Annotated in this window: 14 protein-coding genes; 13 read left to right on the top strand and 1 reads right to left on the bottom strand. The window is 56.5% G+C overall.

The window, feature by feature from the left end:
• Nucleotides 1–11: 11 nt before the first annotated feature.
• The 11 genes from C8P63_RS06410 to spoVM all read left to right on the top strand — a co-directional run bounded on the left by C8P63_RS06410 (nucleotide 12) and on the right by spoVM (nucleotide 11,151).
• On the top strand, nucleotides 12–1,601 hold the full coding sequence (locus tag C8P63_RS06410) for a spore germination protein (protein WP_108022630.1): 1,590 nt from the start codon (nucleotides 12–14) through the stop codon (nucleotides 1,599–1,601).
• The gene (locus C8P63_RS06415; protein WP_170109530.1) at nucleotides 1,582–2,745 is read left to right on the top strand and encodes a GerAB/ArcD/ProY family transporter; all 1,164 of its coding nucleotides are present in this window, start codon (nucleotides 1,582–1,584) and stop codon (nucleotides 2,743–2,745) included. The genes C8P63_RS06410 and C8P63_RS06415 overlap by 20 nt, the downstream gene beginning before the upstream one ends.
• Nucleotides 2,729–3,871 (top strand): Ger(x)C family spore germination protein, encoded by a 1,143-nt coding sequence (locus C8P63_RS06420; protein WP_108022527.1) that lies wholly within the window; start codon nucleotides 2,729–2,731, stop codon nucleotides 3,869–3,871. The genes C8P63_RS06415 and C8P63_RS06420 overlap by 17 nt, the downstream gene beginning before the upstream one ends.
• Nucleotides 3,872–4,456: 585 nt before the next feature.
• Nucleotides 4,457–5,512, top strand: a complete 1,056-nt coding sequence (gene rlmN / locus C8P63_RS06425; protein ID WP_108022528.1) for a dual-specificity RNA methyltransferase RlmN — start codon at nucleotides 4,457–4,459, stop codon at nucleotides 5,510–5,512.
• Between the two features lie 80 nt (nucleotides 5,513–5,592).
• A complete protein-coding gene (locus tag C8P63_RS06430) occupies nucleotides 5,593–6,345 on the top strand; it encodes a Stp1/IreP family PP2C-type Ser/Thr phosphatase (protein WP_108022529.1) in 753 nt (250 codons plus the stop codon).
• A gap of 31 nt (nucleotides 6,346–6,376) precedes the next feature.
• Nucleotides 6,377–8,053 (top strand): Stk1 family PASTA domain-containing Ser/Thr kinase, encoded by a 1,677-nt coding sequence (pknB, locus tag C8P63_RS06435; RefSeq protein WP_170109531.1) that lies wholly within the window; start codon nucleotides 6,377–6,379, stop codon nucleotides 8,051–8,053.
• 141 nt (nucleotides 8,054–8,194) lie between these two features.
• On the top strand, nucleotides 8,195–9,070 hold the full coding sequence (gene rsgA, locus C8P63_RS06440) for a ribosome small subunit-dependent GTPase A (protein ID WP_108022531.1): 876 nt from the start codon (nucleotides 8,195–8,197) through the stop codon (nucleotides 9,068–9,070).
• A gap of 4 nt (nucleotides 9,071–9,074) precedes the next feature.
• Nucleotides 9,075–9,743, top strand: a complete 669-nt coding sequence (gene rpe, locus C8P63_RS06445) for a ribulose-phosphate 3-epimerase (protein WP_108022532.1) — start codon at nucleotides 9,075–9,077, stop codon at nucleotides 9,741–9,743.
• Between the two features lie 24 nt (nucleotides 9,744–9,767).
• Nucleotides 9,768–10,316 carry an energy-coupled thiamine transporter ThiT gene (gene thiT / locus C8P63_RS06450; protein WP_108022533.1) on the top strand — a complete coding sequence of 183 codons (549 nt, stop codon included), beginning with the start codon at nucleotides 9,768–9,770 and terminating at the stop codon, nucleotides 10,314–10,316.
• Nucleotides 10,313–10,957 (top strand): thiamine diphosphokinase, encoded by a 645-nt coding sequence (locus C8P63_RS06455; RefSeq protein WP_108022534.1) that lies wholly within the window; start codon nucleotides 10,313–10,315, stop codon nucleotides 10,955–10,957. The genes thiT and C8P63_RS06455 overlap by 4 nt, the downstream gene beginning before the upstream one ends.
• Before the next feature lie 110 nt (nucleotides 10,958–11,067).
• Nucleotides 11,068–11,151, top strand: a complete 84-nt coding sequence (spoVM, locus tag C8P63_RS19995; protein ID WP_108022535.1) for a stage V sporulation protein SpoVM — start codon at nucleotides 11,068–11,070, stop codon at nucleotides 11,149–11,151.
• A 704-nt stretch (nucleotides 11,152–11,855) separates the two neighbouring features.
• Here spoVM and rpmB read toward each other — a convergent pair.
• On the bottom strand, nucleotides 11,856–12,044 hold the full coding sequence (gene rpmB / locus C8P63_RS06465) for a 50S ribosomal protein L28 (protein ID WP_108022631.1): 189 nt from the start codon (nucleotides 12,042–12,044) through the stop codon (nucleotides 11,856–11,858).
• 254 nt (nucleotides 12,045–12,298) lie between these two features.
• On the opposite strand from rpmB, the gene C8P63_RS06470 reads away from it, so the two are divergent.
• Both C8P63_RS06470 and C8P63_RS06475 read left to right on the top strand, forming a co-directional pair.
• On the top strand, nucleotides 12,299–12,667 hold the full coding sequence (locus C8P63_RS06470) for an Asp23/Gls24 family envelope stress response protein (protein WP_108022536.1): 369 nt from the start codon (nucleotides 12,299–12,301) through the stop codon (nucleotides 12,665–12,667).
• A gap of 10 nt (nucleotides 12,668–12,677) precedes the next feature.
• The gene (locus C8P63_RS06475; protein ID WP_108022537.1) at nucleotides 12,678–14,384 is read left to right on the top strand and encodes a DAK2 domain-containing protein; all 1,707 of its coding nucleotides are present in this window, start codon (nucleotides 12,678–12,680) and stop codon (nucleotides 14,382–14,384) included.
• Nucleotides 14,385–14,395 lie beyond the last annotated feature (11 nt).

Genomic DNA, 14,395 nt, shown 5'->3' on the forward strand with positions numbered 1-14,395 from the left:
TGGTGATGAAAATGAAGAGGAAACGTGCGGCTGGACGGGGGCGCAGGAAGAAAGAGATCTTGGAGAAAAACGGACGGGAAAAAACGGAAAAGAAAACATTGGACATCAAGGTACAACCGGAACTGGAGACAAACACGGAGTTTATCGGAAAGCTCTTGGGAGACAGCACCGACGTGGTGACCCGTCATTTCACCATCCAGTATGCACCGGACCGCAAAGCGGCGGTCATCTATCTGGACGGGATGTCCGATTCCAAAGCCATCGACCTTTACGTGTTGAAACCTCTGATGCTGGATGCGGAAAAAATCCGAACCAAAACCGATCTTTGGCACATGGTGGATCAAAGTCTGGTTCAGGTGGGGGAAACCAAGGTCACCGAAAAGATGCGGGATATGGTGGACTCTCTCTTGTCGGGGGATGCCCTTTTGTTCGTGGACGGATACGCCGAGGGAATGGTGATCAACGCCAGGGGATGGAAGCAGCGTGGCATTGATACGCCCCGATCGGAAAACACGGTCCGGGGGTCCCGGGAAGGGTTCACTGAGACACTGCGGGTAAACACGGCGCTGATTCGCCGGCGGCTGAAGGACCCCGATCTCCGGCTGAAGGATCTGAAAGTGGGGGAACGGACCAAGACCAACGTGGCGATTCTGTTCATCGAAGGGGTGGCGGACGAGAAGCTGGTCAAGGAGATGCAGAACCGCATTGAAAAAATCAAGCTGGACGGGGTCCTGGAAAGCGGGTATATCGAAGAGATGATCCAGGATAACACCTGGTCCCCCTTTCCCACCCTCCAGAACACGGAACGGCCCGACTCCGCCGTGGCCCACCTGTTGGAGGGGAAAGTGGTGGTGGTGGTGGACGGCACCCCCCACGTCCTCGTCGCACCGGCGATTTTCGCCCAGTTTTACTTCAGTCCGGAGGATTACTTTGAACGGTATCTGATTGCCACCTTTCTCCGGGTGCTGCGGCTGTTGGCCTTTTTTATCGCCCTCAGCCTGCCGGCGCTCTATATCGCTTTCATCGGGTTCCACCCTGAGATGATCCCCAGCGACTTGGCCATTGCCATGGCGGCGGGGCGGTCGACGGTTCCTTTTCCCTCGATTGTGGAAGCCCTGGTGATGGAAACCAGTGTGGAGATCCTGCGGGAAGCCAGCATCCGGCTGCCGGGTCCGATCGGTCCCACCATCGGGATTGTCGGGGCGTTGGTGATCGGGGAGGCGGCGGTATCCGCCGGTCTCGTCTCCCCGTTGATGGTGATTGTCGTGGGGCTGACCACGATCAGTTCCTATGGGAATCCCAGTTACAACGCGGCCATTTCGGTCCGGATGCTCCGATTCCCCCTGATGATCGCCGCATCCATTCTCGGATTGTACGGCATCATGCTGTTTCTCATGCTGCTGCTCCTTCATCTCATCAAACTCGAATCCTTCGGGGTTCCCTATCTGGCGCCCTTCTCTCCCCTCCGTCTGTCAGATGTGAAGGACAGCCTGATCCGGATTCCTTGGCCTTGGATGAAGAAGCGTCCCGTCATCTTCCGGCCTGAAGATGAAAAACGGGAAGAAGTGGAGGGAAAGGTCGTTGCAGAAGGAAACCAGTAGAAGTCCCGATCTGGATAAGATCTCTCCTTACCAGAGCTTTGCCATCCTCTTCTCCACCATGCTGGGGGTGGGCGTGCTGAGCTTTCAACGGGAAATCGCCAAGGAAGTGGGGCCCGACGGCATCTGGACGATTCTGGTGGGGGGGGTGTTGATCCTGGCGGAAGTATGGTTGCTTACCCGGGTGATGGAAAAATACCCTCACAAGAACTTGGCCCAGTTCGGCGAAGTTTTTTTCAAAAATCGGCCACGTCCTTGGCTGGGAAAGCTTGTCTTCCTGCCCTTCGCTTTGCTGGTCGCCCTGTTTTTTTTCGCCGCCTCCGCCGTCGTCACCCGCACCTTCGGGGAAGTTCTGATCAGCACCGTTCTGTTTCGGACCCCCCTGGAAGTGTTGATGCTGGGATTGTTGGGCGTGGGTGCCGCCGTAGCGGGAAACCGGCCCCAAGTGATCGCCCGGTTCAACGAATTCGTGTTTCCCATCCTCTTGCTGCCCCTTCCCCTGTATCTCGTCAGTTTTCTACAGGAAGGCAACCTGGATAACCTCTTTCCCCTGTTCCATTTGAATTGGGTCAAGTTATTGAAAGGAGTGGCCGCCTCCACCTTCGCCTATGCCGGCTTCAGTGTGATCGTGGTCTACATGGGCTACTACCAGCAACCGAAAAAAGCGGTCAAACCTCACCTGTGGGCCATTGGAAGTGTCACTTTCCTCTATTGGATCCAAATGGTGGTGGCGGTCGGGGTGTTCGGGAGGGCGGAGCTGGTCCAACTGTTGTGGCCCACCCTGGATCTGCTCAAGGTGGCGGCTGTTCCCGGGATGATCCTGGAACGGTTGGAGTCGGGGTTCTTGGCCATCTGGATGGTGGCTGTGTTCACCACCATCATCAACCTCTTCGGGGCACTGGTGGACATGGTGGTCACTTTTTTCGGGATGCGGGAGCAGCACCGGAAATGGGTGGCTCTGGGATTGCTCCCCGTTCTCTACTACGTCTCATACTGGCCGGCCAACCTGAACACGCTGTTCTGGTGGAATAAATGGATCGGGCGGTCTGAACCCCTCATGGGACTGGTATTGATCCTTACTTTCTTATTGTTCGCGATGACAAAAAGGGGGAAGAAGGGAGGGAAGCAGGATGTCCCTTCCGCTTAAACGCCTGTTGAACCTGTGCGTGATCACGGGATGTTTGGTGCTGATGGGCGGATGCTGGGATGCCCGGGAGATCGAAGAACGAACCTCGGTGGCGGCCATGGCGCTGGATAAAACGGGAGAGGGTTACGAGGTCACGGTCCAGATCCCGAACCCCCTTAAGATCGTCGGTTCCGGCGGATCCGGCGGGGGGGGCGGGGAAGGGGGACAGGCGGCGGTCCAGCTTCTCTCGGGGAAAGGAGAGACTTTCTCCGATGCCCTAGATGAAATCCAATTCCAAAGCAATCAGGATTTGTATCTCGGGGGCAGTCGTCTGATTTTGATCAGCGAAAAGCTGGCCAAGTACGGGCTGCATGACATCCTGGACGGCCTCCGGAGGAGACCTGAGATCCGCAGGCGACAATGGCCGATCGTGGTGAAAGGAAAGGCCCAAAACGCACTGCAGGCAAATCCCAAGCTGGAACAGATTCCGATGGAATACATTTTGAACATGCTGGAAACGGGAATACGGGATGGGCGGTTCGTCAGGGAAGGGCTGAATGATCTCTATGTGAATCTGGCCAATCCGGCCCGGCAGCCGGCCCTGAATTTGATTGAGGTACAAAAAGAGCAGATCACCTGGATCGGCACTGCCATTTTCAACAAAGAGCGAATGGTTGGGTCGCTCAACCGTAAGGAGAGCGGTCCCCTTCTCCGGATCCGGAAAGGGAGAAGTGGGGAAACGATGGATGTGTCCTGCGGAAAGGCACCGGGAAAGGTGACGTTCAGACCAAAGGAACTGGAAAAAAAGATTCGCATCAGAGAGGCGGAGGGGCGGATCAAAATCAGGGTCGATATCGACGTTCGGGGCTCCATCGTGGAGAAAACCTGCGACTTGGATCTGAGTGACGAAAAGGCATTAAATCAGGTAAAGCGGACCATCAAGAAAATGTCCGATCAGAGGGCGGACTTGCTGGTTGAAAAAGCGCAGAAAGAACTCAAAACGGACATTTTCAACTTCGGGGACAAAATCCGGGCCTATCACCCCGACCTTTGGGGACGGATCGACTGGAAGAAAGAATTTCCCCGGGCGGATATCGATGTGCACTTTAACGCCATAATCCGGCGGACCGGCATACTGGCCCAATGAAAGCGGGAAAGTTTAACCGTCATCCAGGGTGAATAAGGGATGAGCCCGGTTCTGGGGAGCAAGATTTTCAAATGCCAGGTTGATGTCTGCGGAAAATGGTTCATCCTGACGGGATTTTTCAGGCCGATCCCGTCTTTCCCCTGCTCTTCATCATTCACCGCCCGGCGACCCAGGGCGCGACTTGTGCTCTGTGAGTGCATAGCGCGACCGGGAGTGAAGCGACCCCAGGCGCGACTTGTGCTCTGTGAGTGCATAGCGAGACCGGGGAGCGCAAGCGACCCAGGTGAGACTTGTGCTCTGTGAGTGCAGCCGGAGCGGCTTTGGGTATATGTTGCCGCTCACTTTTTCACAACGCTTTTAGGGTGCGAAGGAAGAAGATGGTCGGTTTAATGAAAAATTCATTTTTTCGTCTTCTTTCCACATATACAATAGAGGGGGGTGTCCAAAGGCCCTGCAAACCGCTTCAACACGTCAAAGCGGGGGTTTTCCGGGGCCGCCCAACCTTTTCTTTCCCGCCTGCTACTGATATAATAAGGAAAGTTTTGAGGAATGATTTGACTCTAATCATTGGTGGGAGTTCTTTTTATGATGCCTTCGATGTACGACCGGACCCATTCCGAATGGAAAGCGTGGATGAAAGAGGAGGGGGAGCCCGCCTTCCGTGCCGATCAGGTGATGGATTGGCTGTATGGAAAGCGGGTGACTTCCTTTGAGGACATGACCAACCTGCCCAAATCCTTAAGGGAACGGTTGGCCGCTTCTTTCCGGCTCGATCCTCTGAAGGTGATCACTGCGCAACAGTCGTCGGACGGGACGGTCAAATTTTTGTTCCAGCTCCATGACGGACATGCGATCGAGACGGTGATCATGCGGCACAACTACGGGAACAGTGTCTGTGTCACCACCCAGGTGGGGTGCCGGGTTGGTTGTACCTTTTGCGCATCCACCCTGGGAGGATTGAAGCGCAACTTGGATGCCGGGGAAGTGGTGGCCCAGGTGGTGGCCGCCCAGCGATATCTGGACAGCACCGGGGAACGTGTCCACTCCGTCGTGATCATGGGGATCGGAGAGCCCTTCGAAAATTACGAGGCTTCCCTCCAGTTTATGCGTGTGATCAACGATCCGAAGGGCTTAAGAATCGGGCAGCGCCACATTACGGTCTCCACCAGCGGGATCGTTCCTTCGATTTACCGATTCGCGGACGAAGGATTGCAGGTCAACCTGGCCATCTCCATTCATGCGCCCAACCAGGATCTCAGAAAGCGGCTGATGCCGGTAAGCTATCGTTATCCTCTGGAGGAGTTGCTCGAAGCCTGCCGGTATTACATGGAAAAGACCGGTCGGAGGATCACGTATGAATACGCTCTGATCGGGGGGAAAAACGACGCTCCCGAACATGCTCACGAACTGGGACAGCTTTTGGCCGGGAGCGGTTCACTTATCAACTTGATCCCGGTTAACCATGTGCCCGAGCGGAATTACACCCGAACCCCCCGGAACCGCATTTTCAAGTTTCAACGGATTCTCCAATCGTATAACCTGACCGCCACGATTCGGCGGGAACACGGAAGCGACATCGACGCGGCCTGTGGCCAACTGCGGGCCAAACACATGGGGGACGGGGAGAAAAAAACCTCCTGAAAGCCCCGCAAAATAGGTCCGAGCTGTTTCCTTCCCGCGTTGTGTCAAGACAAACACCCAAAGGGAAAGGAGTCACCGGAATGGAAAAGGCATGGCTTACCCATAAAGGACGGGTGCGTGATTATAACGAGGACAGTGTCGGCCTTTTTCAGTCGGACCACGGGGTACCTGTGGCCGTGGTGGCGGACGGCATGGGCGGGCACCAGGCCGGTGATGTGGCCAGCCAGACGGTAGTGCGGGTGATCCAGCAGAAGCTCCATGCCCTCACACCTGAAATGGGAACCGACGAACGGCGGGACGGCATTCTCGATGCCGTGGAGGCCGCCAACCGGGAAGTTTACAAGATGGCGAGCCAAAACAAAGGTTATAAAGGGATGGGGACGACCGTCATCGCTTCCATTCTGGGAAAAGAGGAAGTGGTATTGGCCCATATCGGGGACAGCCGGGCCTATCTCCTCCACGATGATGGACTCTACCAGCTGACCGAGGACCATTCCCTGGTCAACATCCTGAAAAAGCACGGGGAGATTACAGAAGAGGAGGCACGTGTCCATCCCCAACGGAACGTGATTGTCCGGGCCGTGGGGACCAACGACGAGGTGGAGGCGGATCTCATCGTCACTCCTTGGTACAAGGGGGACACCCTTCTGATCTGCTCCGACGGTTTGTACAACATGGTTTCCGTTGACGAGATCGGAACCGTGTTGACCTCCCGGCTCTCCATCCGTGAAAAAGCGGATCTCCTGGTGGAGAAAGCCCTGGAAGCAGGGGGAACCGATAACATTTCCGTTGTGTTGGTCCGAAACGACGGAGTCATGAAAGTCAAGAAATAAATCTTTGACGGGAGAGCGAGGTGAGATGCCAGTGGAAGGCAGGAAATTGGGCGGCCGTTACGAAGTGATCAGCCGGGTCGGAGGGGGCGGCATGGCGGTGGTGTACAAAGCACGGGACGTGCTGTTGAACCGCTATGTGGCGATCAAGGTGCTCAACGAATCGTTGAGCAACGATTCGGAATTTGTGCGCCGGTTCAGCCGGGAAGCGCAGGCGGCCGCCAGTTTGTCTCATCCCAACGTGGTCAGTGTCTATGATGTGGGACAGGAAAACCATACGCATTATATCGTGATGGAGTATATCGAAGGTCCCACGCTGAAGGAATATATCCAGCAGTACAGCCCGCTGACAGCCGAAGAGATTGTTTCCATTGCATCTCAGATTTGTGACGCCTTGGCCCACGCCCACGAGAACCAGATCGTCCACCGGGATGTGAAGCCTCACAATATTCTTTTGGGTTACAACGGCCGGGCCAAAGTAACGGACTTCGGAATTGCCCGGGCCACCACTTCCTCCACGATCACCCAGGCGGGGTCCGTGATGGGTTCCGTCCATTATTTCTCCCCGGAACAGGCCCGCGGCGGCCTGATCGGCGAGAAGTCGGACATCTACTCCCTCGGGGTGGTCCTTTACGAAATGGTGACGGGGGAACTTCCCTTCGACGGGGATTCCGCCATCTCCATCGCCATGAAACACCTGCAGGATCCCGTCCGGGATCCCGCCGAACTGAACGCCGACATTCCGCGGAGCATCCATAACATCATCCTGAAGGCGCTGGAAAAAGATCCCGAGCAGCGATACCCCACGATCCGGGCAATGAAGGAGGACCTGGACTCGGTTTTCCGTTACGACCGGATGGAAGAGCCTTCGTTGCGCACCGACCGCCAAGACAAGGCGGAAACGAAGCCCTTTGCCGCCGTGGGTGCAACCGGTGCGGCAGCGTCCGATCCCGAGGACGAAGAACGGCCCTACCAGGCCACTTCCTCCGGACGGGTCGGCGATCAAACGATGGCCAACCTGGAACGCCTGCGTCGTGTTCCCGCGGACAAGAACAAAACCATGCTGGAACGGACCGTGGTCTGGCTGGAAAACGTGCAGGCCAACATGCCTTGGTGGCAGAAGGTCTTGTTCGGCCTCTTCACCCTGATCGTCATCTTTTCCTTGGCGTTGTTCACCTTCGACACCGTGATGGGCTGGATGTCCCGGGACGAAGGAGCCAGCGGGCAGCCGCGGGAGGAGCAGCGGCAGGGCGCCACGGTCCGTTTGGAGCAAGTGATCGGAATGGATGCATCAGCGGCAAAGTCCATGCTTGAAGAAAAGGGATTTAAAAATGTTATAATCGAAACAGGTGACACCGCCCATTTCGGTGCGGAGTATGGAACGGGGAAAGTGTACAAAACTTCCCCCGAGCCGGGGGAAGAAGTTTCGAAAGACACGAAAGTCATCCTGCACAAAAACCCTGAAATGTTTCGGGTGCCGGATGTCAGCGGTGTCTATCAACAGCCTCATCTGGAAAATACATGGCCGGCAAAATACGGTTATAAACCTGAAGTGATATACCACGAAGAAGCGGGATATTCAAGGGGACAGGGAATCACCTCACGTCCTGCGGCGGGGCAATACCTTCCCAAGGGTGGAACATTGAAGATCTGGGTCTTTACCTCCGGGGAAAACAACCCGCCTCCTGAACCCCAAAAGGTGTATCCTTGATGTGTCGTGACGGGAAGTATGGATCAATTGATTATAAGGTCCGATGGTTGCAGTTGATCACAACCCATCGATTGGACCATAATGAGAACGAGGCGGCGGCCTCGTTCCCTTTACTTTTCGGAAGCTTTGAGGAGGGAAGTTATGCCGGAGGGGCAAATCGTGCGGGCGGTGAGCGGTTTTTTTTATGTGAGGACGCCGGAAGGGGATGTCCGGTGCCGGGCCCGGGGCGTGTTCAAAAAGAAAAAGTGGTCCCCCTTGGTGGGGGATCGGGTCACCTTTGAGGAGACGGAGCCCGGAGAAGGGTGGGTGACCGATCTTCACCCGCGGACCACGGAGCTGGTCCGTCCTCCCGTGGCCAACGTGGACCAGGCCGTGGTGGTCGCTTCCTTAAGGGAACCCGCGCTTCAGCCGGAGCTGTTGGACCGGTTTCTGGTTCACGCGGAACGGGAAAAACTGGATGTGGTGATCTGTCTGACCAAGATGGATCTTCTGGAGGATGAGTCGGAACTGGATTCGGTGCTGGACATCTACACCAAGGTCGATTACCCGGTTCTTACCACCAGTGTTTACACCGGCGAAGGGATCGAGGCCCTGAAGGCGGCTTTGAAGGATCGTCTCTCCGTTTTCGCCGGACAGTCGGGAGTGGGGAAATCCTCTCTGTTGAATGCCGTCCTGCCCTCGCTCGGGCTGAAGACCGGCGAGGTGAGTAAAAAGCTCGGCCGGGGCCGCCACACCACCCGCCAGGTGGAAATCCTGGACTTGCCCGACGGGGGGCAGGTGGCGGATACTCCCGGTTTCAGCCAGCTTTCCTTCGGAAACATGGAGGAGACCGAAATGGGTGAATGCTTCCCCGAAATCGCGTACTTTTCCCCCGGATGCAAATTCCGGGGGTGCCTTCACAAAAACGAGCCCCGTTGTGCGGTGAAAGCAGCCGTGGAACAGGGGGAGATCAGCGAATCCCGGTATCGCCATTACCTTTCCTTTCTGGAGGAAATCAGCGACCAGCGGAGGTATTGAACCAATGGTAAAAATCGCACCTTCCATTCTGTCCGCCGATTTCGGACGACTGTCGGAGGAAATCAGTGAAGTGGAGCAGGCGGGGGCCGACTGGGTTCATGTCGATGTGATGGATGGTCGGTTCGTCCCCAACATTACGATCGGCCCCCTGGTCGTCGAAGCGATTCGCCCCCATACCCGTTTGCCCCTGGATGTCCATCTGATGATCGAGGAACCGGACCGGTACATCTCTGCCTTCGCCGAAGCGGGAGCCGACTGGATCTCCGTTCATCAGGAAGCCTGCCCCCATCTTCACCGGACGGTCCACCTGATCAAGGAACACGGAGTCCGGGCCGGAGTGGTGCTCAACCCGGCGACGCCGGCGGAAACATTGAAGCCGATTCTTCCGGACCTGGACCTGATTTTGCTGATGACCGTCAATCCCGGCTTCGGGGGACAGGCATTCATCCCCGGTGTGTTGGACAAAATCCGGCAGGTACGCGAGATGCTGGATGCTGCGGGACTCTCCGGGGTGGAACTGGAAGTGGACGGGGGAATCAACCCGGAGACGGCGAAAGAGACGGTGGAGGCCGGAGCCACAGTGCTGGTGGCCGGTTCCGCCGTTTTCGGCAAAACGGATCGGGCCGGTGCGCTCCAATCCCTGCGGACAGGGGCGGGCAATGACCCCGCCTGAGGTTCCGAATGGAGGAGGTACCCGATGGAACGACGACGTTTGATCACCATGTTGGAAGTGGCCGTGATGGCGGGGGCAGGAGGCCTGTTCAGCGTGCTCCTGGCCTTGAAGTTGTGGCCCCAGGGGGGATCGGTCAGCTTGGCGATGGTTCCGGTCGTCTTGGTGGCCTTTCGACGGGGGTGGGTTGCGGGTCTTTTATGCGGCCTTTTGGTCGGGCTGATCAATCTGATAATGAACCCTTTTATCGTCCATCCCGTTCAGGTGGTGTTGGATTATCCCTTGGCATACAGTGTCTTGGGCTTGGCGGGGTGTTTCCGTCTGAACCGGGACATTCCCGCAACCTCCTTAACGGGACGGGTTGCTCTCGGTGTCACCGTGGCAGGTCTGGCGCGGCTTCTCTCCCACTTTATCTCCGGGGTGATTTGGTTCGGTGCCTTTGCTCCCGAAGGGTTTTCTCCCGCTCTTTACTCCTTACTGTACAACGCTTCCTACATTGTTCCCGAGATCCTGATCTCCATCGCCGTCACGCTTCTCCTCGCCCTTAAAGCCCCCGAACTGGTGCGAAGAAAATGAAGCGTTGGGTGATTGTGGCGGGAGGGGACCTCGAACCTGCCGATCTGAAAGAGCTTCGGCGGGAGGATCGCGTTATCGCTGTCGACGGCGGGGTGCTCCCGTTGCTGAAGGCGGAGCTTCCCTTTGACCGGGCTGTCGGGGATTTTGACACTCTGAGCGGAGAGGGGGTTTTGGCTCTGAAAAAAAGGGGAATCCGGGTGGAGGAGCTTCCGGCGGAGAAAGATGTTACCGATACCCAGTACGCGGTGGAACAGGCTCTGGCGGAAGGCGCCGGGGAAATCCTGATCTTGGGTGCTCTGGGTGGCTCCCGTTTCGACCATTCTCTGGCCAATGTTTTCCTCCTCGAGAAGGTGGAGTCGGCGGGGGTCCGGGGCGAAATCCGGAATTCGCATAACCGGCTGCGTCTCTACACCGGAAACGGGCGGGAGATGATCGTGGAGCGGGGACCGTTCCAGTATGTCTCTCTCCTGCCCCTGAGCGAACGGGTGGAGGATCTCCACCTGAAGGGTTTTCGGTATCCGTTGGCCGGCGCCACCCTGCTCCGGAGCGACCCGATGGGGATCAGCAATAAAGTGATTGCCCCCCGGGCAACGATTCGTGCATCATCCGGAAGGCTTTTGGTCGTGGAAAGCAGCGACTGACATGGGCGCCCCCGATTCAGGTTCTAGGCACAACTGCCCTTCTATAGAATATATATAAGTGACAGGGTGAAGCGTTGCCTTGCAACCAACAGGGTGAAGGAGGGATCGGGGTGAAATTTTACACCATTAAACTTCCCAAGCTCCTCGGCGGGATGGTTAAAGCCCTATTGGGTGTTTTCCAGGGGAAGAAATGAGTGAAGCCATGGCCGGGCCCGGGTGTTCGGATCAATGGAATGGAAATTTGGACTGATCCTTTTCTAACCGGATCGATGGCCCGGGTTTCCGGGTGAGACCGGCTTGATGGAATCGGCGGCGTGGTCCGTGTCACATCAGGATAGATCGGGAAGAGAAGACCGGCCGCGAGTCGGCCGTCTTTTCATGTGTAAAAAAACCTATTGGAATATTGCGGAAAGTAAGGGGCCGCATTTACCCGAAACCGCTCCCCGGTCTCGCTATGCACTCCCAGAGCACAAGTCTCGCCGGGGTCGCTTCACTCCCGGTCTCGCTATGCACTCCCAGAGCACAAGTCTCGCCTGGGGGTCGCTTCACTCCCGGTCTCGCTATGCACTCCCAGAGCACAAGTCTCGCCTGGGGGTCGCTTCACTCCCGGTCTCGCTATGCACTCCCAGAGCACAAGTCTCGCCTGGGGGTCGCTTCACTCCCGGTCTCGCTATGCACTCCCAGAGCACAAGTCTCGCCTGGGGTCGCTTCACTCCCGGTCTCGCTATGCTGTCCTGCAGAGATGGATGCACGGCCCGCTCCGAATCTTCCTGCGGCGGGCAGGGGCCCAAAAAGCCCTCTCCTGCTTTTTCAGGAGAGGGCTTTGGCATGAAAAGCCGGGATTTGATGATATAACTGAATTTCCCGAAACCTTTTTCGCATGAAAAACCCGCAGTCTTCAGACGCGGGTCACTTTTCCGGATTTCAGTGCTTTGGTGCTCACGTAGACGCGCTTCGGTTTGCCGTCGACCAGAATCCGGACTTTCTGGACGTTGGCTCCCCATTTACGACGGGTTTTCCGGTTGGAGTGGCTGACCTTGTTACCGGTGCGGCCCTCTTTCCCGGTGATGTAGCAACGACGTGCCATGTTGGCCACCTCCTGCATTCGGTATGGGAAAAATGTTTCTTCCTTCCGTCGGTCCGACAAAAATCCGACCTCTTTTTCGCTGTCCGGACCCGAGTGTCCGGCAACAAAATACTACACCATTTTAGCACACCGGATATTTCCTTGCAAGAAGAGGGGGGCTTGAGTATGATTAGTGTGTCCGCTTTTTTTCCGTTGGGCGTTATTGTACAATAAGCCTGAACCTGCAAGTATACCTCTTTCGGGGAGGAATGGGAATGACTCTCGACGTTTCCACCCATTACGGACAAATCGAAGTATCCAACGAAGTCATCGCCACTGTGGCCGGTGTGGCCGCCATGGATTGTTACGGTCTGGTGGGAATGGCTTCCCGGAGTCAGTTGAAAGACGGAATTGCTGAACTCTTGGGCCGGGACAACTGGAGCAAAGGCATAGAGGTCCGAAACAACGACAAAGACGAAATGGAGATCGATATGCACATCATTGTGGGATACGGAACCAAGATCTCCGAAGTGGCCCACAATGTGCAAACCAAAGTGAAGTACACCCTGGATCAGATGGTGGGGCTGAAGGTGAGCCGTGTAAACATTTTTGTCCAAGGTGTACGTTTGGTGAGCGAAGAGTAGAGGGGGACCACTGTTGGTACGAGAGATCGACGCACAGACATTTTTGAACATGGTCCGGGCAGGAGCGCAGCGGTTGGACCGCAATGTGGAACGAGTGAACGCGCTGAACGTTTTTCCCGTTCCGGACGGTGACACCGGAACCAACATGAACCTGACCCTGACTTCCGGACTCAAGGAGATGGAAGATAAAGCGCGTTCCAGCAATCATGCAGGTGAACTGGCGGAAGCGCTTTCCAAAGGACTTCTGATGGGGGCGCGGGGGAACTCGGGAGTGATTCTGTCCCAGCTTTTTCGTGGCTTCGGAAAAGGAGTGTCCGATAAAGCTGAACTCACCGCACGGGAGTTTGCCCATGGGTTGAAACGGGGAACGGAAACGGCTTACAAAGCGGTGATCAAACCCGTGGAAGGGACGGTTCTGACCGTCGCCCGCGAGGCTGCGGAAAAAGGAGTGAAAATGTCCCGGCGGACTGATGACCTGGCCGAATTGATGGAAACAGTTCTGACGGAAGCCCGGGCGGCGTTGGAACGCACTCCTGAACAGCTCCCCGTATTGGCTCAGGCCAATGTGGTGGACGCAGGTGGACAAGGTCTCGTGACGATCTATGAAGGCTTTCTTGCCGCCCTTACCGGCGAGGATATACCCGAATCGGCGGAATCGTCGGGGAAGTCTTCACCCGATCTGGACCTCCTCGGGGAGATTGCCCATGAGCGGAATGCCCAGGCCCATTTTGAAACGGGAGACATTGAACACGGTTACTGCACGGAATTCATTGTGAGGCTGGATCCGGATAAATTGGATAAAAACCCCTTTTCAGAAGAAAGCTTCCGCGAGGATATGGGTCAATACGGTGACTCGCTCCTGGTCGTGTCCGACGAAGACCTGGTGAAAGTGCACATTCATGCGGAGCACCCCGGCGACACCCTGACCTATGCCCAGCGCTACGGGGATCTCACCCGGATCAAAATCGACAACATGCGTGAACAACATACCTCCATTGTGGAAAGGGAGAAGCGCACTTCCCCGGAGGCACCTGCTGCAGTGGAGAAACCGGCGGAGACCCAACCTTACGGCATTGTGGCGGTCGCTGTCGGCGACGGGGTTTCCGAGATATTTAAGAGCTTGGGGGTCGATGTGGTCATTCAGGGCGGCCAAACGATGAACCCCAGCACCGAAGAGCTCGTCAAAGCTGTGAAACAAATCCCGGCAGAGCATGTTTTTGTGTTGCCCAACAACAAAAACATCATCCTGACCGCCGAACAGGTGAAAGCATTGGTCGATGTGCCGGTGACGGTGCTGCCCACGCGGACCATCCCCCAGGGACTGGCGGCGCTGCTCTCCTTCAACGCCGAAGAAGAGGCGGCCGTCAACCGGGAGCGGATGATGGAGAGTGTCCGGGGGGTGATCTCCGGCGAGGTCACCTATGCGATCCGGGATTCCCAGTATGATGGAAAAACCATCGACCAAGGGGATTTCCTGGGGATCCGGGAAGGGAAGATCATCAAGACCGGGAAGGATCTGATGAAGACATCACGGGAGCTTCTGGCGGATATGCTGGAGGAAGATGCCGATGTGGTGACCGTGCTCTACGGTGAAGATGTGACCGAGGAACAGGTCAAAGCGTTGCGTGATTTTCTGGACAAGGAATACCCCGGGGTGGAGTGTGAAATCCATTACGGGGGCCAGCCTCTTTACTACTTCTTTTTCTCCGTGGAGTGATCGTTTCCCAA

It is taken from the genome of Melghirimyces profundicolus, from assembly GCF_003054245.1.
Lineage (GTDB): Bacteria > Bacillota > Bacilli > Thermoactinomycetales > DSM-45169 > Melghirimyces > Melghirimyces profundicolus.

What these genes read in the sequence shown, in the direction of transcription:
- C8P63_RS06455 (WP_108022534.1), top strand. Translation starts at nt 10,313, where the DNA reads ATGAAGCGTTGGGTGATTGTGGCGGGAGGGGACCTCGAACCTGCCGAT.
- thiT (WP_108022533.1), top strand. Translation starts at nt 9,768, where the DNA reads ATGGAACGACGACGTTTGATCACCATGTTGGAAGTGGCCGTGATGGCG.
- rpmB (WP_108022631.1), bottom strand. Translation starts at nt 12,044, where the DNA reads ATGGCACGTCGTTGCTACATCACCGGGAAAGAGGGCCGCACCGGTAAC.
- rpe (WP_108022532.1), top strand. Translation starts at nt 9,075, where the DNA reads ATGGTAAAAATCGCACCTTCCATTCTGTCCGCCGATTTCGGACGACTG.
- C8P63_RS06410 (WP_108022630.1), top strand. Translation starts at nt 12, where the DNA reads ATGAAGAGGAAACGTGCGGCTGGACGGGGGCGCAGGAAGAAAGAGATC.
- rsgA (WP_108022531.1), top strand. Translation starts at nt 8,195, where the DNA reads ATGCCGGAGGGGCAAATCGTGCGGGCGGTGAGCGGTTTTTTTTATGTG.
- C8P63_RS06470 (WP_108022536.1), top strand. Translation starts at nt 12,299, where the DNA reads ATGACTCTCGACGTTTCCACCCATTACGGACAAATCGAAGTATCCAAC.
- C8P63_RS06420 (WP_108022527.1), top strand. Translation starts at nt 2,729, where the DNA reads ATGTCCCTTCCGCTTAAACGCCTGTTGAACCTGTGCGTGATCACGGGA.
- rlmN (WP_108022528.1), top strand. Translation starts at nt 4,457, where the DNA reads ATGATGCCTTCGATGTACGACCGGACCCATTCCGAATGGAAAGCGTGG.
- C8P63_RS06430 (WP_108022529.1), top strand. Translation starts at nt 5,593, where the DNA reads ATGGAAAAGGCATGGCTTACCCATAAAGGACGGGTGCGTGATTATAAC.